Origin of the sequence: Paenibacillus glycanilyticus, from assembly GCF_051200795.1 — a bacterium.
In the GTDB taxonomy this organism is placed as follows: domain Bacteria; phylum Bacillota; class Bacilli; order Paenibacillales; family Paenibacillaceae; genus Pristimantibacillus; species Pristimantibacillus glycanilyticus.
On the sequence record NZ_CP195155.1, the window covers coordinates 460,854 to 484,998 of the forward strand.

A 24,145-nucleotide genomic window follows, 5' to 3' on the forward strand; every position below is an offset into this window, starting at 1 on the left:
CATGCATGGATGCGGCAGGAGCGGATGGGCATTAATGCCATTAACCTTTAACGGCGCCGGCGACAACGCCTTTAACGATATATTTTTGCAGGAAGATAAACACGACAATTGAAGGAAGAACGGCCATCACCATAGCAGTCATTGCATACTGCCAGTCCGACGTATATTGGCCAACGAAGGTGTAAGCCGCAAGCGTCAGCGTCTTCGTATCCGGCGAGCCGTTAACCATAAGGAGCGGCAGCAGGAAGTCGTTCCAGATCCACATCACGTCGATAATAACGATCGTTGTCGTTACCGATTTCAGCAGCGGGAAGATCACGCTGAAGAAGAGGCGGAAGCCGGAAGCGCCGTCAATCGTTGCGCTCTCGTCGATTTCTTTCGGAATCCCTTTTACGAAGCCATGGTAGATAAACACGGCCAGCGGTGCGCCGAAGCCCCAGTACAGAAGGCCAAGTCCCCAAGTGCTTTCGGTAATGTAGAGCTTTTGGGACAATTTCAGAACGGTAAGCATAATCGATTGGAACGGAATCAGCATCGGCATAATGCAGAGCATGTAGATCAAGCCGCTCCATTTCGATTTCGTGCGTGCAAGCTTATAAGCCGCGATCGAGGAAACGAGGATAATCCCCACGAGACCAAGACCGGTGATGACGAAGTTGTTAAGGAACAGCTTCGGATAGTTGATCACATTCCACACATGCTCGTAGTTGCCGAACGACAGCTTGGTCGGAAGAGCAATGACGTCTCTCATAACCTCGCCAAAGCTCTTGAACGAGTTGTTGATCGCCAGGAACAGCGGATACAGGAACAACAGAGACAGAAGGACTATCACCACTTCAAGCGTGATGCGTCCGGCTTTGGATTGACGGTTCATTATGCCTCAACCTCCCTGCGTTTGAAGATCGTCAATTGAATAACGGTAATGATGAGCACGGCAACGAACAGGATCAGCGCTTTCGCTGTACCATAGCCGTACAGGTTGTTCTGGAAGGTATCGCGGTAGATGTCGTAAGCGATACTGTAAGTCGTGCCGCCAGGACCGCCGCCGGTGAGCGACAGGATCACGTCGAATACTTTGATCGAGTTCGTCAGGGCCATAAAGACCGAGATCGTAATCGATGGAGCCAGAAGCGGCAGGATCACGCTGAAGAAGCGACGGACTGGGCCAGCCCCGTCAACGGTAGCAGCTTCCTTCAGATCATCCGGCACCGACTGCAGGCCGGCGATGTAAATCACCAGATAGAAGCCGATCGACTGCCAGATGGATACGAACAGGACAGAGATGAAGGCTAGTCCCGGTTCACCGAGCCAGCTGAGCTTGAAGATGCCCCAGCCCGTGCTTGCGCCAAGCGATTCGAAGCCTTGCATGAAGATGAATTTCCAGATGAAGCCGACGATAACAAGGCTCAGGATATACGGGATAAAGAATGCCGCACGCAGCCAAGGCGTCGATTTGAGCTTCATGTCGAGCACCAGTGCCAGCAGGATCGCAAACACGTTAATGAGCACAATGTAAAGAACCGCGTATTTAATCGTGAACCATGCCGATTGGGTAAAGTTCGTGTCATGCAGGAAAATTTGCTTGAAGTTATCAAGTCCGATAAATTTAGGATGCTTGGAGATCCCGTTCCATTTGGTTAGGGAATAGCGGATCGTCATCGCGAACGGAATGTAGAAGGCGATCGCGATACAGATGAGAACCGGCAGCGTGAACAGCCCGAACTCGACTTTCTCGCTCACTTTTCTCCCCATTTTCTTAAACATATTTGCACCTCTTCTCGATGTCGTCAGTTGTCGCCTAGTGTGTCTTGTTGTCGTTAGCCGACTATACATCAGTACCTTATTCGATATACTGTGTATTATAATTGCGCCTTAAGGCAGCCAAAATGGATATATGAAATCTGTTAGGGGTAAAAAGGTGAACTGTACGCAGGCACCTTGAGTATAGGGGAGTGGATGGTTATCGCAAATCATTTCGCAAAAAGCTGGGGCGTCTTGACCGAGCGTGTGTCCAGCCGGCTGGTGAACAAATTAATTTTGCTTTTTACGACGATCATTATTCTGGTTGTGGGGTGCCTGACCTTCATCTCGTACAAGATGCTGCAGCGGGAAGCGCTGAACAACAGCGTTGCCAGCACGTCGAACAATTTGCTTCTCGTCAACAAGAATCTGGAGGATTACCTCGCGGGGATGGAGCAGCTGTCGCTGCCGCAGGTGAATTACGACGAGCTGGCTTTCGCCATTACGCATGCGTCTTCGGATTATGCCTCGAAAATGTACGTGGAGGATTATCTCCGCAATATGTATTTCTCCCGCAGCAATGAGGATCTCGAAGCGATTTATTTGTATTTCGTCCGGAGCGGCACGTACTATACGATTGCCAAGGAGAACTTCGATATCAAGATCCGGTCTGGCCAGGCGGACAGCATTCCGACGATGTCCTGGTACAAGCAGGCGATGGACAGCCGAACGAATCAGGCGTATCAGTCCTTCCTCTTGTCGAACGATGAACGGGGCTACGATATGGATCCGAGCCGCAGCTTTATGGCGTATCACCGGGTGCTCCGGTCGATTTCGACTCGCGCGCCGCAGGCGGTCGTGTCTTTCTATTACAACAAAAGCACGATGAACAAAATCATGCAGGACATTCCCGAGGACAAAGGCCAGCATCTGTTCTTCCTAAGCCCCGACAACGAGCCGTTCGCGCTCGACGACAGAGCGTTCTATGAGTCGATGGAGGGCAGCGGCATTATGAAGCAAATCAAGACGGATGGAACGAAAGCGAGCGGCCTTACCTGGAATTCGGCGGATAATAACAAATATCTGGTCGTCTATAACGTTGGGGCGCAGGAAGGCTGGAAATTAGTGAAGCCAATACCTTATACGGAGCTTTACGCGGCCGCGAAAACAACCCGTAACTTGAACTTTATGATCGGTCTCTTGTTCCTGCTGCTCGCTGTTGTGCTGATCACCTATTTCTCCAATGCGGTCACCAAGCCGCTTAAGTTGCTGTCGCAGCAGATGAAGCGCTTTAGTACCGGGGATTTCGAGGCTTCTACCGAGGTAGTCGGCCGGGATGAGCTGGCTTATTTGTCCCGTCAATTCAACCAGATGGTCAGCCAGACGAATGAGCTCATTAACGAGCGTTACAAGATGAAGCTGGTGGAGAAAAATGCGATCCTGAAGGCGCTTGAAGCGGAAATCAATCCGCATTTCCTCTATAATGCGCTGCAGGCGATATCGACCAAGGCTCTGAAGGCTGAACGCTTCGATATCGCGGATATGGTGGATGCGCTGGCACTTACGCTCAGGTATTGCATCAGCGGCAAGGATATCGTCCGCGCGAGCGAAGAGCTGCTGCATATCGAACGGTACATGTCGCTGCAAAAGGCGCGGTTCGGGGGCAGGCTGCAGCTGGTCATCGACTGGGATCCGGAGCTGAAGGAGCTGGAGCTTCCGAAGCTGTCGCTTCAAACCTTGGTGGAAAATGCGATCAAGCACGGTGTCGAGATGGTCTCCAGCCCCGTCACCATTCGGATTAACGCAAGGGCGGCTGGCGGACATGCCTTTATTATCGTAAGCGACAACGGACCGGGCTTTGCCCCGGGCAGATTGAAAGAAGTGCTTCAATCCTTCGAGGGTGATTGGAATGAACGAACGGAAGAAGAGAGAAGTGTGGGACTGGTTAACCTGAATACGCGGCTTAAGCTGCTGTACGGAACAAGCTCGCAGCTGGTCATCCGGACGAGTCCGTCCGGCACGGAGATGGAAATGCTAATACCGCGGGGAGGCGGGCAATATGTATAAAGTTCTTATTATTGACGATGAAGAACCGCTTCGCGAGGCCATTCGGATTCTGGGCGATTGGAAAGGGCTTGGCGTAGACGAGGTGCTGGAGGCTACGGACGGCAAGATGGGCCTTGAGATGATCGCGAATCATTCGATCGACCTCGTGATGGTGGATATGAAGATGCCGGGCATGAGCGGCGCGGAGCTGCTGCAGGTGCTGGAGCAGGATTACCCGGATCTGCCGGCTATCGTGATTAGCGGCTATAACGATTTTGAATATACCCGGCAAGCCATTCGCTCCAAGGTCGTCGATTATCTACTTAAGCCGATTAACCGGCTGGACCTGAATGCCGCGCTGCGCAAAGCGGTAGATCTGCTGGAAGCGCGCCGCGTACGGGAGAGCGAGTTCATTAACCGCAATATTACCCTCAATATGTCCCTGCCCAAGCTGAAGGAGAAAATGTATCTGTCCATTATCGACCGCAGCTTCCGCAGCCAGACGAACGAGGCTTTTCTTCCGCTGATCGGAGCGGATGATCCGGACAACCGGTTTGCCGTCGTTGTGCTTAGAATGCTGAACATGGAGAAGGTGCGCAAGGCCCGGTTCCATTCGGACGTGGACCTGCTTCATTTTGCCGTGGGGAATATGCTGAACGAGATTGCCGGAGAGTACTTTCAGGCGTTCAGCTTCGCCAGTCCCAAGCTGGACCGCGAGCTTATCGTTATTTTGACGATGAAGGGCGCCTACCAGGAGGATATCGCATATCGTTCGCTGCACCAGATGAACAAAGCGCTGGCGGCGCTTCAGGATCTGCTTGGCATCGTGGCCGTGGCCGGGATCGGCACGCCCTGCGAGAGCATTATGGAGATTGCCTCTTCTTACGAGACGGCCAAAGCCGCGATCAACGGGATTGATCTGCTCAAGCTGAAGGGTTATTTTGTCGCCAATGCCGTAACCAAATCCGCGAATGAAGGCTATCCCGTTACGGGACGGATGCAGATGTTCCGCGCTGCGCTAGAGTCTGGCAATACGGCGGGGGCAAAATCGATCCTCTCCGAGGAACTGCGGAAATGGGGCGGCGCGGACCTGTTCACGCTTGGAGACGCGGACCAGTCGCTTAGCCGGTTCATAATACTGATGAACGATATGTCGCTGGAGCTGGGCGTTCCAAGAGACAAGCTGCCATTAATGGAGGAGCATCCGGTTCGCTTCATGGGCCTGTCCGACGATTTTGCAAGCTACGAGCAATTCAGCCGGCTGCTGGAGGACGCGCTTCACTTCTATCTGGAGCAGATCCGCCTGACGTTGTCCGCGAATCGTCCCTTCGAGATAGGTGACATTAAAGCCTACATCGACAACCGGTACTATGAGGACATTAAAATATCGATGTTCGCCGATAAATATTTTCTGAGCAGGGAATACATCATGAAGCTGTTCAAGCAGCAGTTCGGATGCGGGATCCATGAATACGTGCAGCGTATTCGAATGGACAAGGCGAAGGAGCTCCTTGACGATCCAAGCCTGAAGATCCAGGATATTTCCGAGATGCTTGGCTACAAGGACAAGAACTATTTCAGCAAAGCATTCCGGAATTATTTCTCCATTTCACCGACGGAGTATCGAACCGCTGGCAAGGAAGGATAAAAAGTGAACAAGGGCAACACTCCGCTTTTTTACCCTTAACTAGTCACTTATGTGCATTTTTATCCCGATCCGTATTCATTATGATAAACGTGTGCATAAGGTCAGCTATAGAGCAGCCCGCCATCAGGACGGGAAGTCAGAATGCTGGCAACTATGAGAAATGGGGGCGTTACAATGTTCAAAAGAATAGCTTCGGTGTCGCTCAGCCTTGCGCTGGTCGGCGGCATGCTTGCTGCTTGCGGCGGCAACAATGGTGGCAACGACACAGCTAATAACGGTGGTGCGGCGGGTAATGGCGCGGCTTCCGACAAACCGGTAACGATTAATATGTTCACAGCTTCTCCGGAGTACACGGATGCGTTCAACGCGTACATCGCCGAGTACAAAAAAGTGAAACCAAACGTAACGATCAACCTTGAAATCATGCAAGCCGATTACAATACAGTTTTGAAATCCAAAATCGCTTCGGGCAGCACGCCCGACGTATTCCAGACGACTGCCGGCGGCGACATCGATACATTCGCGGAATACAGCGCGGATCTGACTAACGAGCCTCTTGCGGCTGCGATGACGGACGGCGTTAAAGCGAACATGACTTCTTCGGACGGCAAAGTATTGGGTCTGCCGGTTAAAGGCAACCTGATGACGCTGATCTACAACAAGAAGCTTCTGACGGATGCCGGCATCGCCGAGCCTCCTAAGACAATCGCGGAGCTGAATGACGATATCGCGAAGCTTGAAGCAAAGAAAATCACGCCATTCGCCAACGCTTATAAAGAGTGGTGGGTATGGAAACACATCTTCCAACACTATGTGAACGCAGCTGCTGAAGATGCGGGTATCGCACCAAAAGAACTGGTACAACAATTCATCGACGGCAAAACAACGTTTAACGATCATCCGGTTCTGAAGGACAACTTCTTCAACTTCATCGACCTGACGGTTAAGCATGGCACGGACAAGCCGCTTGAGCGCGACAGCAATGCGGAAGTAAGCGACTTTGCGCAAGGCAAAGCAGCGTTCATGACGGGTAAAGGCGCATGGGATGAAGAAGCCATCAAGAAAATCAGCCCGGACATCCAAATCGGCATCGCTGGCTACCCTGTAAGCGACAAGCCTGAGCAAGCGCAAATCGTAACAGGCGCGGACCAAGCGCTTCGCATCAACAAAGATTCCAAAGTAGCCCGTGAAGCGATCGACTTCTTCAACTGGCTGTACACTTCGGATTACGGCAAACAATGGTTCTCCAACGTAGCGAAGGTTATTCCGCCAATCAAGGACGCTCCGCTTCCTGACCTGGATATGCCTAAGCAAATGGAAGAGATCCTGAAAACGCAAAAATCCGGCGACCTGTCGGTTAACTACTCGCTCGATACGTTCCATCAGAAATTCGGCGAAATCATGCAGGCTTACATCGGCGGCAGCAAGAAGAAAGATCAAGCCATCAACGAAATCCAGACTGCATGGCAGCAATTCGGGTCGGCAGAATAAGCTACTTTAACGAGGGGCTGTCCCAGAAGCCAATGGCTGATGGGACAGCCTTTTTTATTCGCCGGTTGATGGCATGCGCCACTTGCGGGGATAGCAGGTGATGGGGCGTGGGGTGCCGATTGAGGCAAGCCCAACTGTGAGGTTAGCGGGCTGATGGGGCGTGCGATGCCGATTGAGGCAAGCCTCACCAGCGGGACGTAAAGGCATGCGATACCCATTCGATGGGGGCATGCTTCCACCTGCGAGGCTAGCGGGTTGATGAGGCATGCGATACCCGTTGAGGTGCGCGCCACCTGCGGGACGTAACGAAACTAGGTAACGTTATTTGGGCATTTTGAGCGGATTTGGGAGTGTAACGAAACTAGGTAACGTTATTTAGCCTATTTTTGCAGAATGAGCATGGTTTGATGGTAAATAGCGTGTCTGAGTTTCGTTAGATTTGAAAAAGCAGCGAATTTAGCGAAATAAGAATAAGAGGTTTCGTTAGAAACGGAAAGGCGGGAATAGGAGATGGAGAAATTGGCTACGGCGGCGGGGATAACGAAGATTGAAGAGAATGGCCTGCATTTGGTGTATGAGGTGCGGGAGAATGGCGATGTGCTGCTGCTTCACTTCGGCGCGCAGTCTTGGGTGGAAGAGTCAATTACGGCTAAGCAAAAAGACGGCTTCCGCCTCATGGAGCTGCAATTAACCGGCGAGGACCGGGCGGAATATCACGGCCGTACGCACCGGGCTTCGCAGCCGGGGCTGCGGATGGTGTATGACGGATTGACCGATAGCCGGAATGAGTTCGGACGGAAGCTGGAGCTGGGGCTCAAGGATCCGGTTACGGGCGTTTCCGCCCTGTGGAATGTACAGTTCTATGACGGCGTAGCCGTTGCGCGTTGCTGGACGGAGCTGGTGAACGAAGGCGGTGAGGAAGTTGGCGTAGAGTACGTATCTTCCTTCGCGTTGACCGGCTTTGATAAAGACGGCGAAGGCGACCGCGATGACAAGGTAACGCTTACCCTTGCCCATAACGCATGGCAAAGCGAGCTGCAATGGCGGACATATACGCTGCCGGAGCTGGGCATGTCGCATCTGATCGACCGCGGCTCGAAGCGTCTGGCGTTCAGCAACACTGGTTCTTGGTCGGCGGCTGAGCTTATTCCGATGGCGATTATGTCGAATACGGCTTCGGGTGAAAGCCTGTTCTGGCAGATCGAGCATAACGGCTCTTGGCATTGGGAGCTGACCGACCAGGTGGACCGTCTGACGCTGCTGATCAGCGGGCCAACCGAGCATGACAATCACTGGTGGCTGAAGCTGGCTCCGGGCGAAACGTTCGTATCGGTGCCGGTTGCGATTGGCGCAGTAGAGGGCGGAGTCGAGGAAGCAGCTGAGCAACTAACTGTGTACCGCCGCCGGATTCGCCGCGAGAATGACGATAATAAGCTGCTGCGCGTTATCTTTAATGATTACATGAACTGCCTGTGGGGTTCGCCGACGACTGCAAAGCTCATTCCGCTCATTGATGCGGCAGCCGATGTAGGCTGCGAATACTTCTGTATCGATGCGGGCTGGTACGCGCCGGGCGAATGGTGGGATGGCGTAGGCCAGTGGCTGCCTTCGGAAGAGCGCTTCCCGGAAGGAATCAAATACGTGCTTGATTATATCCGCAACAAAGGAATGATTCCTGGCCTTTGGCTCGAGCTTGAGGTCATGGGCATCAACTCGCCGAAGCTGGCGGATACCGATGACAGCTGGTTCTTTATGCGTCACGGGAAGCGGGTGAAGGACCGCAGCCGTTACCAGCTGGATTACCGTAATCCGGCCGTAATCGCCCATGCGGATGAGGTCATCCGCCGCTTGGTCGAGGACTATGGCGTAGGCTACATCAAGATGGACTACAACATCAACGCCGGTGTAGGCACGGAGACGGACGCGGATAGTGTTGGCGATGGCCTGCTCCAGCATAACCGTGCTTACCTGGCATGGCTGGACGGCGTGTTTGCTCGTTATCCGGAGCTTGTGATCGAGAACTGCTCCAGCGGCGGCATGCGGATGGACTATTCGATGCTGAGCCGTTACAGCATTCAATCGACCAGCGACCAGGAAGATTACGTCAAATACGCGTCGATCGCGGCAGGTGCGCCTGCCGTGCTGACACCGGAGCAGGCGGCCGTCTGGTCGTATCCGCTTCGTGAAGGCGACGACGAGGAAGTTATCTTTAACATGGTTAACGCGTTGCTGCTCCGCGTACACCAATCCGGCCACTTAGCCGAGCTGAGCCCGCGCCGCCGCGAACTGGTGAAGGAAGCGCTGAATTATTACAAAACGATCCGCGGCGATATCCGCGAGGCGCTGCCGGTATGGCCGCTTGGCCTGCCGGCGCATGGCGACGACTGGCTGTCGCTTGGCTTGCGCCGCGGCGACAAGCTTTACCTCGCCGTATGGCGCAATGGCGGCGAGGCAAGCGAGCTTGCTCTGCCGCTGCCGGAGCTTGGCGGCAAGCCGATTGCCGCGCGCTGCGCATACCCGGCAGCCGCGGGCGACACCGGCTGCAGCTGGGATGCCGCCGCAGCCGAGCTGCGCGTGACGCTGCCGAACTCGCGTACCGCGCGCTTGTTCGAGCTGACGCTGGGCTAAGCCCCGGCCAGCTTGCTTTAAAGATTAGGCCACGGGCTATTCCCGTGGCCTTTTGCTCGTTCAGTAGCTAGTTAGTGGAAATAACGCTTATCTCCATAAGTAGCACGCTGTACGCCATAGTAGTGCGTGTCCACCAAGTAGCCAGTTAGTTGATTGAAGTGTCGCCGTGCGCCCAGGTAGCTTGTTGTGCACTATAGTAGTGCGTGTCCACCAAGTAACTAGTTAGTTTAAGTACCGCTGCCATCACCTACGTTGCACGAAATGCATTATAATGGCGCATGGCGGTCCAATAACCCGAGATATCCTGCACGAAATGCAGGATATCGGAGAGAATCAGCTCCGGATAAGCACAAATCGGGGCTATATCCTGCACAGAATGCAGCATACAGCCTGAATATCCACTTTTCGTGGCTATTTTAATTCAATATCCTGCATTCTATGCAGGATATAACGGGTTGCTGGGCTGCAATGCGCCTTTATGCTGCATTTCGTGCAACGTAAGCGGAAGGAGGCCGCACTCCACTAACTAGTTACTTGGCGCATCCTGCCATATTGCACATCGTGCAACGCGGCGGAAACTGGGCTGCATGGCAGCGAATCGTCAACGGGTACCGAGCACCGGCCCGAAGTGCCGCGATGACACTGCGCGTTGGTAGGCGTGAAAGGTGTATTGATTAGAACCAGGCAATTATAGCCAACCTAATAAAAAACAGCAGTGCGACTCACCTCAAAGAGGGGAATCAACACTGCTGCAAGCTAGCACTTATAACGAAGCTTAGTCCAATACCGCCGTAATATGCTCTTTCGTGATGGACCAGTGGGACGCGGACCATACTTTCGCTTTTTTCTCGAGGAAGATGATTTGCGGCGATTCGTGCTTCACCGATGTGTCTTCCGCGATTTGGAGCGATACGGGGCGGGACTCGATCACTTTAACAAGTACATAATCAGCATCTTCGCGCGGGCTGCCGTTCAAATATTCATTGAACTCGCGGTACGCATTCGCGCTTACCGGGCAAGTTGTGCTGTGTTTGAAAATAACGGTTGGACGGTCGCTCGAAGCCTCGAACGTCTCGTTCCAGCCTTCCATAGAATCAATCTCACGGTACTGTGCCATTGGATTATACACTCCTTTTTATTGTAAATAGGTTTTTGATAGATACTTATTTCTGTATTATACCCCCGGATAAGCAAAAAGTCATGCGCGTACACGCAACCATCATGTATAATCAAATGCTGAAAGCAATCGTTAGGAACCTAAACCATTAACTATGTTTACCTCCGGGTATGAAGGAGTGCAGCTATCATGTCGGATCAAACGATCATCCGATTCGAGCAAGTTACGAAGCAATACGACGATCAGACGACCGTCTTAAGCGAAGTCAGCTTCGAGATTGAAAGAGGCAAGTTCTATACGCTGCTTGGCCCGTCGGGCTGCGGCAAAACAACGATCCTTCGGCTGATCGCCGGGTTCATCGAACCGTCCAAGGGTCAGATTTATTTCAACGGCAAAGTTATTAACCGGATCCCGCCGAACGAGCGCCAAGTGAACACCGTATTCCAGGACTACGCGTTGTTCCCTCATCTTAATGTGTTCGAAAATGTCGCCTTTGGCCTTCGCATCAAGAAGCTGAAGAACGCGGCGATCACGGCCAAGGTAAAAGAAGCGCTCCGCTTCGTCAACCTGGAAGGCTACGAGACGCGCAATATCAGCGAAATGTCCGGCGGCCAGCGCCAGCGCGTCGCGATTGCCCGCGCCATCGTAAACGAGCCGGAGGTTATCCTGCTGGACGAGCCTCTCTCCGCGCTGGACCTTAAGCTCCGTACGGAGATGCAATACGAGCTTCGCGAGCTGCAGCGTCGTCTTGGCATTACGTTTATTTTCGTTACGCATGACCAGGAAGAAGCTCTTGCGATGTCTGACGAGATTTTTGTCCTGAACCAGGGCAAAATCGAGCAATCCGGCACGCCGAACGATATTTACGATGAGCCGATTAACCGGTTCGTGGCCGATTTTATCGGGGAATCGAACATTGTAGCCGGCCGCATGAAGCAGGACTTCGAGGTCGAGTTCGCGGGCCGTACGTTCGAATGCGTCGACCAAGGTCTGAATCCGAACGAGCCGGTGGAGATCGTCATCCGTCCGGAGGACCTCGAAATTACGACAACTGAGCAAGGCAAGCTGCAGGTGCGCGTCGATTCCCAGCTGTTCCGCGGCGTTCACTACGAGATCTCCTGCTACGATGAAGCGGGCAACGAATGGCTTGTCCACTCTACGAAAAAAGCAGCCGTAGGCGAGCAAATCGGCCTGTACTTTGATCCGGAAGCGATTCACGTCATGCGCTTCGGCGAGACGGAGGAAGAATTCGATAAGCGTCTGGACGCGTACAGCGAGGGTCAAGATGAGAACTAATACGCGTAATTTCTATCTCATTCCGTATCTCCTGTGGATTGCGTTATTCGTTATTACGCCAATCGTGCTGGTCGTCTACTATTCCTTCTTCGACGTAGAGGGGAACTTCACGTTCGGCAATTACGAGAAGTTTTTCACGCCGGTCTATATGAAGATGACGCTCAGCTCGTTCTGGTACGCTTTTCTGATTACCGCGTTCTCGCTCTTGGTCGCGTATCCGGCTGCTTACTTGCTGACGCGAACCAAGCATAAGCAGCTATGGCTGCTGCTCATCATCCTGCCAAGCTGGATTAACCTGCTGCTCAAGGCTTATGCTTTCCTTGGCCTCTTCGGCACATACGGCGCGGTTAACGGCATGCTCGAATTTATTGGCATCGGTACGCAGCAAATCCTGTTTACCGATTTCAGCTTTATCTTTGTATCGGTCTATATTTTTATACCGTTTATGATCCTGCCGATCTTCAATTCGCTGGAGGAGATGAATCCTTCGCTGGTGTTCGCGGCACGGGATCTTGGGGCATCGCCTTGGACGGCGTTCCGCCGGGTTATCTTTCCGCTGACGCTGAGCGGCGTGAAGTCCGGCTGTCAGGCGGTCTTTATCCCCGCGCTGTCGCTCTTTATGATTACGCGGCTTATCGCGGGCAACCGGGTAATTACGCTCGGTACGGCGATTGAGCAGCATTTTCTCGTCACCCAGGACTGGGGCATGGGCGCTACGATCGCGGTGTTCCTCATTATCGCGATGGCGGTTATTATGCTGTTGACGGGCAGCAGAAAGAGAGGGCTGCAGAATGAAAACCGCAAAGCTGTCTAATGTGTATCTGATCGCCGTATTTATCATCCTGTACGCGCCGATCTTCTATCTGATCTTCTATTCGTTCAACAGCGGCGGAGCGATGCGCAACTTCGAGGGCTTCACCCTAGAATGGTACCAGGAGGTCTTCGCGGATACGCGGCTGCTCATTATCGTACTGAACACGTTTGTGATCGCGCTGCTGTCGTCGGCCATCTCGGTTATTTTCGGCATTGCGGGCGCGCTTGCCATTCACTATGTAAGAAGACGCCAGCCGAAGAATACGCTGCTGTCGCTCAACAATGTGCTGATCGTCAGCCCGGATGTCATTATCGGCGCTTCGTTCTTAATCATGTTTACCATTATCGGCATTAAGCTTGGCTTCGTGTCCGTTCTGCTGTCGCATATCGCCTTCAGCGTGCCGATCGTCGTTATTATGATCCTGCCGAGGCTGCAGGAGATGAGCTCCACGCTGATCGACGCGGCCCGCGACCTTGGGGCAAGCAGCTGGCATGTGCTGACGCGCGTTATTATTCCGTTTATCAAGCCGGGCATCTTTGCCGGATTTTTTATGGCGTTAACGTACTCGCTGGACGACTTCGCGGTGACCTTCTTCGTAACGGGCAACGGCTTCTCCACCTTGTCGGTTGAGATCTACTCGCGGGCCCGCCAAGGGATTGCGCTCTCCATCAATGCGTTGTCCACTCTGATCTTCCTGTTCACCATTCTGCTGGTTATCGGCTACTACTTCATCAATCAGCGGAATAGCCGGACTTCGGCGCGATCGGAGGGACGGGGATGAAATCTTTAGTTCAGACGTTTATCGCCGTACTGGTCGTTTCCTTCGGGCTAATGTACTTGACCTCCTACCTCAATTCGAGCGCGGGCTACACGGGCAAGGATACGCTCACGATCTACAACTGGGGCGATTACATCGATCCGGAGCTGCTGGATGAATTCCAGAAGGAGACGGGCATCAAGGTCATTTACCAGACTTTTGATTCAAACGAAGCGATGATGACCAAAATCGAGCAGGGAGGCACGACCTTCGACGTCAGTATCCCTTCGGAATATGCGATTGACAAGATGAAGGAGGAAAATCTTCTCATTCCGCTCGACAAGACCAAGCTGCCGAATTTGAAATACATCGACCCCAGCTTCCTTAACCTGAGCTTTGATCCGGACAACAAATACTCGATTCCTTATTTCTGGGGAACGGTGGGGATTGTCTATAATCCCGACCTGACCGATCTCAAGTTCCATAGCTGGAATGACCTGTGGGATCCAAGCCTGAAAAACCAGATCCTGCTGCTCGACGGTGCGCGCGAGGTCATCGGGATGGGGCTGAACAGCCTTCATTACTCGCTGAACGACACGAATGAAGAGCATCTGCAGGCGGCGAAGGCGAAGCTTAGCACGCTCACTCCGAACGTGAAGGCGATCGTGGGCGACGAGATCAAGCTGCTGCTCGCGAACGAAGAGGCGGCGGTAGGCCTTGTATGGTCCGGCGACGCATCGGAGATTATGAGCGAGAACGACAAGCTCGACTACGTCGTGCCGGAGGAAGGCTCGAACCTGTGGTTCGATAACATGGTCATTCCGAAGACGGCGAAGAACATTGAGGGTGCGCATAAGTTCATCAACTTCATGCTGGATCCGGAGCATGCGGCGCAGAATGCCGAGTATGTCGGCTACTCCACGCCTAACGCCAAGGCGCTTGAGTATTTGCCAGAGGAAATCTCTGGCGACAAGCGCTTCTACCCGGACAAAGAGCTGACGGAAAAGCTTGAAGTCTATAAGAATCTCGGCAAAAAAATGCTCGTGCACTATAACGAATTATTTCTAGAATTCAAGATGCATCGAAAGTAAAGTTTTACATTTATTGTCATAACCGTGTTATCGGCCGACGAGAGTCTCTTATTTGTGACAGAATAGGACCTCTGCCGGCAGGTGGCACGGTTTTTATTTTGTCGAATGGGAGAAGGAAATTTAATTTCCAGCGTTAAATATCGACTGAAAACGCTACCAAACTGGGAGAATATCCCGTAAAACTAGTACAATCAGATCATTTTTTGTCGAATACTAGGAAATATTGCGAAAGTGCTGATTCCCCAGTTCTATTCTGCTATAATGGGCATCAAGTATTTTCCTAGGTACATTTTAACAATAGGCAACAGATAGGCACAGATTTCCCAAGGATCCCTATGGCGGAATGGACCATTACTGGAATCCGATTAACAGAAATGGATAACGAATTGGCAAATCAACTGGAGGTAGAGCGCTCGCTCTAGTCGTTTTGTCGCGTTATTACGTGTCTATAAATACCGTTTTATGGTATGGGAAGTAGAGAAGTTACATACTGTCACACTATTAAACTACGAGGTGAATGTAAGAAATGACGATCAAAAAGAAGATTATCGTATCCACAATCGCAGCAAGCATGGCGGCAACCGCATTTGCGGGAATCCCGCTCAGCAGCAAGGGATTGGCAGAAAAGCTGGGATTTAATAATACGGCTTACGCGGCAGCGGCATTCCCAAGCACGGGAATCGTGGATTACGCGAACAAGCTTCGCGCGGCGCTTGTAACAACTGGCGGCCTTGATGAAGTGCAAGCTCTTCGCACGGCGCTTCAAGCGCTGAGCACAAGCGATCTGAAATCTATTGCAAGCCCGATTACAAGCAAAGTATCAACGAAGCTTGGCACATCCTTCGACGAGAATGCTCTTGCTAATCTCGTTTCCGATGTGATTTCGATTACTTATGATCCGAACCTGACTGAATTGGAAAGAATCCGTAATACCGATGAATACCGTGCGGTTCTGGCTCAACTAGGGGTAGGTGCTGGTTTTACTCCAGAGCAAGTAGATGACGTAACGGTCGACCAAGTGGCACAATATTTCTTCACCCTGCAAGAAAAATTAGCCGGAATCCTGAAAAATCTCCCTACCGAGCAGCTTATCGCTGCGCTGACTGATCCTGTTAAGAGAGATGCACTTATCCAACAAGCTCTGGTAGCTTTGTCCGATGAGAAGCTGGTTGTTCAAGATATCTTTGATGCTTACGGCATTACGACGGCCGACTTGAAAAGCGTTGTAACAAACGCTCAAGGAAAAGTAGACAGCACAGTTGTTCTTAAAGCAGCTACAGCTCTTTATGGCGCTTACCTGAAAATGAACGAAACGACTTCCCCTGGCGGTGGCGGCGTTATCGGCGGCGGAGATACAGGTACGGTTGAGATTCCGAAAGCTGTTACGGATCTCATCGACGACATCAAGAAAAAGCTTGCAAATGCAACGGACGCTGAGAAAGCGGCAATCCTTGCAGAAGCGGTTCAAAAAGCAACTGCGCTCGTAACGAAGCTGTCGACATTTGATCTGTCGAGCGACGTGAAAGTATCGAACGGTCAAGCTTCCGTGCAAGTGAGCAGCTCGTCCGTATTGTCCGCTATCGCGGGTATCGGCGAGATCCTGAAGAACGTGAAAGCACTGGCTCCAGGCGTTACGGTTCCGGCACCTGTTCTGAACCTTAACCTGGGCAATGTTGCGCAAGACAATGTGAAGATTGGCCTCGACAATGCGGTTATCCAAGAAGCGATCAAAGCAGGTCTTGGCGGCATCAACCTGACGGTTAACGGCCTTAGCGCAGTTCTTCCGGTTGGCGGACAGTTCAACGGTGCTATTGACTTTAACATCAACAAATCGAAAGCCGATTCCTCGACAACGGGCGAACTGAAAGCAGCTTCCGATGTATACAGCTTCGGTCTGACGATTGGCGGCCAATCGGTTACTTCGTTCGCGCAGCCAGTTACGGTTGCTATTCCGCTTGGTAACGTGGATGGCGTGGACAAAGAGCTTCTGTCGCTCGCGAAAATCGTTGACGGCAAGCTTGTGTTCCAAGGCGGTACGGTTCAAGGCAACCTGATTGTTGAACATCGCGATACGTTCTCCCAATACGTAGTTGTTGAGAACAAAGTAAGCTTCACGGACATCGCGTCCGTTCAATCGTGGGCTGGCCGTGCGATTGAAGTAATCGCGGCGAAAGGCGCAATCGAAGGCAAGAAAGCCGGCGTATTTGCTCCAAAAGATAACGTAACTCGTGCAGAGTTCGCGAAAATGCTGACTCGTGCTCTTGATATTGATAACAGCTCTGCAAAAGAAGATTTTGCGGACGTGAAGGATACGGACTGGTCTGCACCTTACATCGGTGCAGCGGCTAAGCTTGGCATTATCCAAGGCCGTTCGGCTACGAAGTTCGACCCTAACGCGCAAATCACTCGTGCAGAGATGGCAACGATGATTGCTCGCGCACTGAAAGTAACGAAAGGTGCTCAAGACGTAACTGACGTGACTGCAGCACTGGCAGGCTTCAAGGATGCTAGCTCGATCAGCGCTTCCCTGAAAGCTGGCGTAGCGTTCGCTTCCAAGAATGGCATCGTAATTGGCAACAATGGCAAGTTCTCGCCGAATGCATCGGCTACACGCGCTGAAGCAGCGGTTATGATCTACCGTGCAGTGAACTTCAAGTAATTAATAGGACTAAAGACCTTCCTCTCAGATGCAGCAGTTGGGAGGAAGGTATTTTTTCGCTAAATAATAGAAAAAGTTGGTTTGTTTACAAAATTTGTCTACAAAGATTAGGACTAACGTATTACAATCATCATAGGCAACTAGGCAATCAGGAGGAGGCTAATAGTGTCCGAGGAACTAGACTTAAGAGAGTACTTCCTTATCGTAAGGAAGAGATTGTTGCTTATCGTTATTTTTGTGCTGGTATGTACCGTTGCAGCTGGTGCGTACACCAAGATGTTCAAGGATCCCATCTATGAGGCATCAACCAAGATCGTCGTGAACCGCACGAATGAGTCACTGGCTGTGGGAGCACTGGATATCAACGCCATTAACTCTAACATCAAGATGATCGAAACCTATAAAGAAGTCATTAAGACGCCGGCTATTCTTGGAAAGGTCGCTGAGAAGTATCCGCAGCTGGGCTTATCCGCGAAGGAACTGGCCAAGAAGATCAAGGTCAGCTCTGTAAATGACACACAGGTTATGACACTGGCCGTACAGGACATCTCCTATCGCCAGGCCGCTGAGATCGTTAATGCTATATCAATTGTTTTTCAACAGGAAATACCTAATATCTTTCAGGTTCAGAACGTATCCATCCTGAACGAAGCGCTGCTGGATGACCAGCCTGCACCGGTATCGCCTAATGTCACGCTGAATATTATCATCGCATTTGTTGTGTCCCTTATGATTGCGGTTGGTATTGCTTTCCTGCTCGAATATATGGACGACACCATTAAGACGGAGGCGGATGTCGAGCGTTACCTAGGTCAGCCGACTCTGGCCATGGTTGCAAGGGTTGAAGCAAGCGAATTCCAGACGGGATCTTCGCGGGCAGAGAACAGACAGAAAGCAGGAGGGCTGGAGAATGTCACCATCGGAGAATAAACGCCGCCTAATTAGCGTCGCCAATCCGCGTTCCCCGGTATCGGAAACGTACCGTACGCTTCGGACGAATATCGAATTCGCTGCCATCGACTCTGCTATTCAGGTCATTATGGTATCCTCCGCAGGACCGGGTGAAGGGAAGTCAACCACCATTGCCAATCTGGCCGTAACGTTCAGCCAATCCGACCGCAAGGTTGTTCTGATTGATGCCGATATGCGGAAGCCAACGGCACATAAGACGTTCCAGATTTCGAACCGGTTCGGCTTGTCGTCAGTCATCTCCCAACAAAGCACCCTGCAAGAGGTTATTCAATCGACGGACGTTCCGAATCTGGACGTCATTACGGCTGGCCCGATTCCTCCGAATCCGGCGGAGATGCTGGCGTCGAAGCGGATGACGGCACTGCTGGATGAGCTCCGTACGATGTACGATATCGTCCTGGTGGATACACCGCCACTCTTGGCTGTAACGGATGCGCAGATTGTCGCTACGAAGAGCGACGGGGTTGTTCTTGTTGTCGATCAGGGCCGGGTGAAGCGCCAGTTCGCACAGAAGGCGATTCAGAATCTGCAGAACGTCAATGCCCGCATTCTTGGCGTAGTGCTGAATAATGTGAAGCGCCGGTCGAATGAAGAGGCTTACTACTACTACTATAGTGCTGATGTGAAGTAGGGAGAGCGGCTACAACAACCGCTCAAGGTCAAGTCTGCTGCACCTTTATCACTGCAGGCACTCGGTCACGCTGTGGGTTTAGTAGCAAACCTTAGGCATTATTGCCAAGGGTGTGATGTGAGGAGGGGTTAAATGCCCCTATTTTCAAATAACTAAATGTTCGAGCTATGTTTTTCTGCCGAAGGAAGACATAGCTCGTATATTTATACTCACCATTTATCCAATATCCACCACATACATAGACAAAATAGAGAGAGAAAAGAAAGAAAAGAGAGGGAACAAAACATGACGAAAGTGAAAAAGGCCATTATCCCGGCCGCTGGCCTTGGAACCCGGTTCCTACCCGCGACCAAAGCCATGCCGAAGGAAATGCTCCCGATTGTAGACAAGCCCACGATTCAATATATCGTGGAAGAAGCTGTTGCCTCGGGAATCGAGGACATTATTATCGTCACCGGCAAAGGCAAACGTGCAATTGAGGATCACTTCGACAGCGCGTTTGAGCTTGAGCACAATCTGATGGAGAAGGGCAAGCTTAAGCTGCTGGATGAAGTACAGAAGTCTTCCAGGGTGGATATTCATTATATCCGCCAGAAGGAAGCGAAAGGTCTGGGTCATGCCGTATGGTGTGCGCGCAATTTTATCGGAGATGAGCCGTTTGCCGTTCTTCTTGGAGATGACATTGTTGACTCGGCGGTTCCTTGCACGAGGCAGCTGATGGACCAGTTCGAACAAACGGGCCGGTCGGTTATTGGCGTGAAGCCTGTTCCCATGAATGAGACCGAGCGTTATGGCATTGTGGAATACAGCGAGAAGAACGGGCTGTTAAGTCTGGTTGACCGTTTTATCGAGAAGCCGACTCCAGGTACAACGCAGTCGAATCTTGCTATTATGGGCCGTTATGTACTTACTTCGGATATCTTCAAATTTCTATCCAAGCAAGAGAAGGGTGCCGGCGGAGAAATCCAATTAACGGACGCGATCCAGAAGCTCAATGAGTCTCAAGGCGTATTTGCCTATGAGTTTGAAGGCAGACGCTTCGACGTGGGCGAGAAGCTGGGCTTTATTACAACAACGCTTGATTATGCCTTGCGGAATGAATCGCTTAAAGGACCATTGCTGGAAGCCATGAAAGAAATTATAGAGCGCGAGCTTATCCATAAATCCAAGTAAACGGGGGGAGACAACAACATGGCGTTATCGCCTCTTCGGAAAGAATCCGAGATGACTATAGACAGCCATTTATCCATTGCTCAACGTGTTCAAGCCAAGACGAGAAGTACGAAGCGCACTTATCTGATGTTCAAACGCATGATGGATCTGGTTGGCGCGGCTTGCGGGATCCTGTTTCTATCCCCGTTGCTGCTGGTAATTACCCTGCTGATTAAGCTGGAGAATCCGAAAGCACCGGTGTTCTTCTATCAGACACGGGTGGGCATTAATGAAAAGACATTCCGGATGTACAAATTCCGGTCCATGGTCCCGAACGCCGAGGACTTATTGAAGGACCTCTTACATAAGAATGAGATAGAAGGTGCCATGTTCAAGATGAAACATGACCCGAGGATCACAACTGTTGGAAGATTTATCCGCAGGACCAGTATTGACGAGCTTCCTCAATTGTGGAATGTCGTTCGAGGAGAGATGTCGCTTGTTGGTCCGCGCCCGCCTCTTCCAAGAGAGGTTGCTGAATATAGCAGCTATGATAAACTCCGCCTTCGCGTGAAGCCAGGCTGTACCGGACTGTGGCAGGTAAGCGGCCGGAATGAACTGAGCTTCAAGGAAATGGTGGAGCTGGATCTTGAGTATATAGAGAAACGAAATGTGTTATTTGATCTGCAGATCATTGCGAAGACCGCTAAAGCGATGGTTGGCTCAGATGACGCGTACTAGGAGAAGGAGTGAATAGAGAGTGGAATTGAATTCGAAGATTTTTGTAGCAGGACACAGAGGATTGGTAGGCTCTGCTATTCTAAGAGCACTCGAAGAGAAGGGTTATACGAATCTGGTCTATCGCACCCGTGCTGAACTCGATCTGCTCGATAGAGATCGGGTTCTTTCTTTCTTCGAGGAAGAAGGCATTGAGTATGTATTTCTGGCAGCAGCCAAGGTTGGCGGCATTGTCGCTAACAATGAGTATCCGGCAGATTTCATCCGCGACAATATTATGATTCAGACGAATGTTATTGATGCCGCATACCGCAACCAGGTGAAGAAGCTGCTATTCCTGGGCTCAACTTGTATCTATCCGAAGTTCGCGCCGCAGCCGATGAAGGAAGAATACCTGCTGACAGGTGTACTTGAGCCTACGAATGAGCCTTACGCCATCGCGAAGATCGCTGGCATTACAATGTGCCAATCCTACAACCGTCAATACGGAACGAAATACATCTCGGTTATGCCAACCAATATGTATGGACCTAACGATAACTTTGATCTTAAGACCTCGCATGTGCTTCCTGCGCTTATTCGCAAATTCCATGAAGCGAAGGTGAATCAATCTCCAGAGGTTGAAGTATGGGGGACAGGAACGCCGCGCAGAGAATTCCTCCACTCCGATGATCTGGCCGATGCTTGTCTCTTCTTGATGAATACCTACGAAGAGAACGAGATCGTGAATATCGGCGTTGGTGAAGATATCAGCATTAAGGAACTGGCTTATTTGATCAAAGACGTAGTGGGCTACGAGGGTGAAGTTGTATTTAATACTACTGCTCCGGATGGTACTCCACGTAAGCTTGTAGACGTCACGAAGATTAACGGACTGGGCTGGAAAGCAACGATTCCTCTGGAAGAGGGAATTAGAGCGGTTTACGAAACCTTTCAGAATGAATATCTGGTACGGCAATAAGATTACAAAGAGAGATTAGAGGGAGTGGAAACAATGGCAAAGCGCGCATTAATTACAGGTGTAACAGGACAAGACGGTTCCTATTTGGCAGAGTTCTTATTGGAGAAGGGTTACGAGGTTCACGGTGTTATTCGTCGCAGCTCCTCGTATAACCAAGAACGTCTGGAAGATCTTCTTACAGAAGAAGAGGCAAGATCTATTCTTAACAACCAGAACTTCCATCTTCATTACGGCGATGTTACCGATGCTCTTAACATTACACGCTTAATCGGTGAGATCCAACCGGACGAGATTTATAACCTCGCTGCACAATCGCATGTACGCGTATCCTTCGATATGCCTGGTTATACGCTTGATGTTGACGGCAAAGGAACACTGAACATTCTTGAAGCAGTCAAATTCCTTGGCCTTACAGAGAAGACTCGCGTATACCAAGCTTCCACTTCCGAGCTTTACGGCAAAGTTCAAGAAGTCCCTCAGAAAGAAACAACTCCATTCTATCCTCGCTCTCCTTATGGCGTTGCGAAGATTTATGGCTTCTGGATTACGAAGAATTATCGTGAATCCTATAATATGTTCGCGGTTAACGGCATTTTGTTCAATCATGAATCCGAACGCCGTGGGGAAACATTTGTTACCCGGAAGATCACCCTTGCTGCAGCTCGCATTGCGCAAGGCAAACAGCAGAAGCTGATGCTTGGCAACCTGGATTCCCTCCGTGACTGGGGTTATGCCAAGGATTACGTAGAATGCATGTGGCTGATCCTTCAGCATGATAAACCGGAGGATTTCGTTATCGCTACAGGCGAAATGCACTCGGTTCGTGAATTTGTGGAGCTGGCCTTTAAGCATGTAGGCATTCAGATTGAATGGCAGGGCAACGGCGTAGAAGAGAAGGGCATTAATACGAAGACAGGTGAAGTCATTGTTGAAGTCGATCCTACCTTCTTCAGACCGGCCGAGGTGGATCAATTGCTTGGCGATCCAACTAAAGCCAGAACGTTATTGGGCTGGAACCCTACGAAGACTTCCTTCGAAGAGCTCGTAAGCGTAATGGTGAAATACGACATGGCTAAAGTAAGCTCCGAAGAAGGCAGCAGAAAGATGTTCGACGGGGTGCTAGTGTAGAGCATGACAATCGAACCGAGTATAAAGAAGAAGCTGCTTATCTATGCTCATTATTATCACCCGGACGTCGCATCAACCGGCCAGATCCTTAAGGAACTGGCCGAAGGGATGCTTGATTCCTTTGACATAACGGTTATTTGCGTTGTTCCTTCTTATACAGGCAGCGTAGCTGCGGAATATAAGACCAAGATGTTCTACTACGAAGAGATTAACGGTGTGAAGGTGCTGCGAATCCGCGTACCGGAATTCAGCAAGAACAATAAGATGAGCCGAATCAAGAACATTCTGGCTTACTTTGTTGGGGCCATGCTTGCTACTTTTAAGGTAGGTAAGATGGATTATGTGTATTCCATCTCGCAGCCGCCTGTCCTTGGCGGACTTATTGGGGTATGGGGCAAGTGGATGAAGCGGGCTAAGTACATCTACAACATTCAAGACTTTAACCCCGAGCAGACGATGGCTGTAGGATACAGCAAGAACAAGCTAATCCTGAATGCAATGTTGTGGTTCGATAAGTTCAGCTGCAAATGCTCGGATAAAGTCATTGTAGTTGGCCGGGATATGGTGGAGACCGTTAAACACCGTTTTAAGGGGAAAAAGGTTCCGAATCATTCCTTCATTAATAACTGGATTGATGAGAAGGAAATCTATCCGCTGCCGTCTGATCATAAACATGTTGTTGCATTTAAGAGGAAGTATGGTTTGGAGAATAAGTTCGTCATTATGTATTCCGGAAATATCGGTCTGTATTATGACCTCGAGAACATGATGCCTGTCATCAAGAAGTTCAGGGATCGGGATGATGTCGTATTTGCCTTCATCGGTGAGGGATCTGTTCTGAAGGACTTGGTTGCATATAAAGAGGAACATGAGCTTAACAATGTAACCTTTATTCCTTATCAGAAGAAGTCGGATCTGATCTATAGCCTTAATGCCGGCGATGTGCACTGGTGTATTAATGCGAAGGGCATTAAGGGAGTATCTGTTCCAAGCAAGCTATACGGGATTATGGCAGCTGGGAAGCCGATATTGGGTGTCCTCGAACAAGGATCCGAAGCTCGTCTTATTATTGAAGAAACGAAGTGCGGCTACGTAACGGAACCGGCAAACTATGGTGAAGTTGAGGCTATTATTGAGAAGTTCATAAGCGAGAAAGACAGCAATATTCCTGCTGAAATGAGCAAGCGCGGAAGGGCCTTCTTGGTTAAGAATCTGACGAAGGATGTATCGATTAGCAAATATATTCAAGAAATCAGTATTTAACGAAGCTGAGGTT

At 50.8% G+C, this 24,145-nt stretch carries 19 protein-coding genes; 16 read left to right on the top strand and 3 right to left on the bottom strand.

Annotated features, from left to right (window positions below; genetic code table 11):
• Positions 1 to 40: 40 nt before the first annotated feature.
• Both ACR9FF_RS02220 and ACR9FF_RS02225 read right to left on the bottom strand, forming a co-directional pair.
• Positions 41 to 874 (bottom strand): carbohydrate ABC transporter permease, encoded by an 834-nt coding sequence (locus ACR9FF_RS02220; RefSeq protein ID WP_435168641.1) that lies wholly within the window; start codon positions 872 to 874, stop codon positions 41 to 43.
• Positions 874 to 1,764: a carbohydrate ABC transporter permease gene (locus tag ACR9FF_RS02225; protein WP_127499175.1), complete on the bottom strand. Its 891-nt coding sequence runs from the start codon at positions 1,762 to 1,764 to the stop codon at positions 874 to 876. Before ACR9FF_RS02225 ends, ACR9FF_RS02220 begins: the two co-directional genes overlap by 1 nt.
• A 192-nt stretch (positions 1,765 to 1,956) precedes the next feature.
• Here ACR9FF_RS02225 and ACR9FF_RS02230 point away from each other — a divergent pair, with 192 nt between their 5' ends.
• The 4 genes from ACR9FF_RS02230 to ACR9FF_RS02245 all read left to right on the top strand — a co-directional run bounded on the left by ACR9FF_RS02230 (position 1,957) and on the right by ACR9FF_RS02245 (position 9,553).
• Positions 1,957 to 3,807 (top strand): sensor histidine kinase, encoded by a 1,851-nt coding sequence (locus ACR9FF_RS02230; RefSeq protein ID WP_127499177.1) that lies wholly within the window; start codon positions 1,957 to 1,959, stop codon positions 3,805 to 3,807.
• Positions 3,800 to 5,434: a response regulator gene (locus ACR9FF_RS02235; protein ID WP_435168646.1), complete on the top strand. Its 1,635-nt coding sequence runs from the start codon at positions 3,800 to 3,802 to the stop codon at positions 5,432 to 5,434. The genes ACR9FF_RS02230 and ACR9FF_RS02235 overlap by 8 nt, the downstream gene beginning before the upstream one ends.
• Positions 5,435 to 5,608: 174 nt before the next feature.
• Entirely contained in the window at positions 5,609 to 6,925 is a 1,317-nt protein-coding gene (locus ACR9FF_RS02240) for an ABC transporter substrate-binding protein (RefSeq protein ID WP_201007473.1), read from the top strand.
• A 510-nt stretch (positions 6,926 to 7,435) separates the two neighbouring features.
• Positions 7,436 to 9,553, top strand: coding sequence for a glycoside hydrolase family 36 protein (locus tag ACR9FF_RS02245; RefSeq protein ID WP_435168649.1), 2,118 nt, complete (start codon positions 7,436 to 7,438; stop codon positions 9,551 to 9,553).
• Positions 9,554 to 10,328: 775 nt separating this feature from the next.
• Here the strand turns inward: ACR9FF_RS02245 and ytxJ are convergent.
• Positions 10,329 to 10,670, bottom strand: coding sequence for a bacillithiol system redox-active protein YtxJ (ytxJ, locus tag ACR9FF_RS02250; RefSeq protein ID WP_012772395.1), 342 nt, complete (start codon positions 10,668 to 10,670; stop codon positions 10,329 to 10,331).
• A 189-nt stretch (positions 10,671 to 10,859) separates the two neighbouring features.
• Here ytxJ and ACR9FF_RS02255 point away from each other — a divergent pair, with 189 nt between their 5' ends.
• The 12 genes from ACR9FF_RS02255 (at position 10,860) to ACR9FF_RS02310 (ending at position 24,132) form a co-directional block, all read left to right on the top strand.
• Complete coding sequence (locus ACR9FF_RS02255; RefSeq protein WP_317982018.1) at positions 10,860 to 11,966, top strand: ABC transporter ATP-binding protein; 1,107 nt, start codon at positions 10,860 to 10,862, stop codon at positions 11,964 to 11,966.
• Positions 11,956 to 12,780, top strand: a complete 825-nt coding sequence (locus ACR9FF_RS02260) for an ABC transporter permease (RefSeq protein WP_435168653.1) — start codon at positions 11,956 to 11,958, stop codon at positions 12,778 to 12,780. The genes ACR9FF_RS02255 and ACR9FF_RS02260 overlap by 11 nt, the downstream gene beginning before the upstream one ends.
• Complete coding sequence (locus tag ACR9FF_RS02265) at positions 12,758 to 13,561, top strand: ABC transporter permease (RefSeq protein ID WP_435168655.1); 804 nt, start codon at positions 12,758 to 12,760, stop codon at positions 13,559 to 13,561. Before ACR9FF_RS02260 ends, ACR9FF_RS02265 begins: the two co-directional genes overlap by 23 nt.
• Positions 13,558 to 14,628, top strand: a complete 1,071-nt coding sequence (locus tag ACR9FF_RS02270) for an ABC transporter substrate-binding protein (protein WP_435168657.1) — start codon at positions 13,558 to 13,560, stop codon at positions 14,626 to 14,628. Before ACR9FF_RS02265 ends, ACR9FF_RS02270 begins: the two co-directional genes overlap by 4 nt.
• Positions 14,629 to 15,154: 526 nt before the next feature.
• The gene (locus ACR9FF_RS02275; protein WP_435168659.1) at positions 15,155 to 17,287 is read left to right on the top strand and encodes an S-layer homology domain-containing protein; all 2,133 of its coding nucleotides are present in this window, start codon (positions 15,155 to 15,157) and stop codon (positions 17,285 to 17,287) included.
• A gap of 165 nt (positions 17,288 to 17,452) precedes the next feature.
• On the top strand, positions 17,453 to 18,217 hold the full coding sequence (locus ACR9FF_RS02280; RefSeq protein WP_435168661.1) for a YveK family protein: 765 nt from the start codon (positions 17,453 to 17,455) through the stop codon (positions 18,215 to 18,217).
• Complete coding sequence (locus ACR9FF_RS02285; RefSeq protein ID WP_127498113.1) at positions 18,198 to 18,890, top strand: CpsD/CapB family tyrosine-protein kinase; 693 nt, start codon at positions 18,198 to 18,200, stop codon at positions 18,888 to 18,890. Before ACR9FF_RS02280 ends, ACR9FF_RS02285 begins: the two co-directional genes overlap by 20 nt.
• Before the next feature lie 285 nt (positions 18,891 to 19,175).
• Entirely contained in the window at positions 19,176 to 20,063 is an 888-nt protein-coding gene (gene galU, locus ACR9FF_RS02290) for a UTP--glucose-1-phosphate uridylyltransferase GalU (RefSeq protein ID WP_435168666.1), read from the top strand.
• A gap of 18 nt (positions 20,064 to 20,081) precedes the next feature.
• Positions 20,082 to 20,783 (top strand): sugar transferase, encoded by a 702-nt coding sequence (locus ACR9FF_RS02295; protein ID WP_435168668.1) that lies wholly within the window; start codon positions 20,082 to 20,084, stop codon positions 20,781 to 20,783.
• Positions 20,784 to 20,802: 19 nt separating this feature from the next.
• A complete protein-coding gene (fcl, locus tag ACR9FF_RS02300; protein WP_435168670.1) occupies positions 20,803 to 21,741 on the top strand; it encodes a GDP-L-fucose synthase in 939 nt (312 codons plus the stop codon).
• Between the two features lie 33 nt (positions 21,742 to 21,774).
• Positions 21,775 to 22,869 (top strand): GDP-mannose 4,6-dehydratase, encoded by a 1,095-nt coding sequence (gmd, locus tag ACR9FF_RS02305; protein WP_435168672.1) that lies wholly within the window; start codon positions 21,775 to 21,777, stop codon positions 22,867 to 22,869.
• 3 nt (positions 22,870 to 22,872) lie between these two features.
• Entirely contained in the window at positions 22,873 to 24,132 is a 1,260-nt protein-coding gene (locus tag ACR9FF_RS02310) for a glycosyltransferase family 4 protein (protein ID WP_435168674.1), read from the top strand.
• Positions 24,133 to 24,145 lie beyond the last annotated feature (13 nt).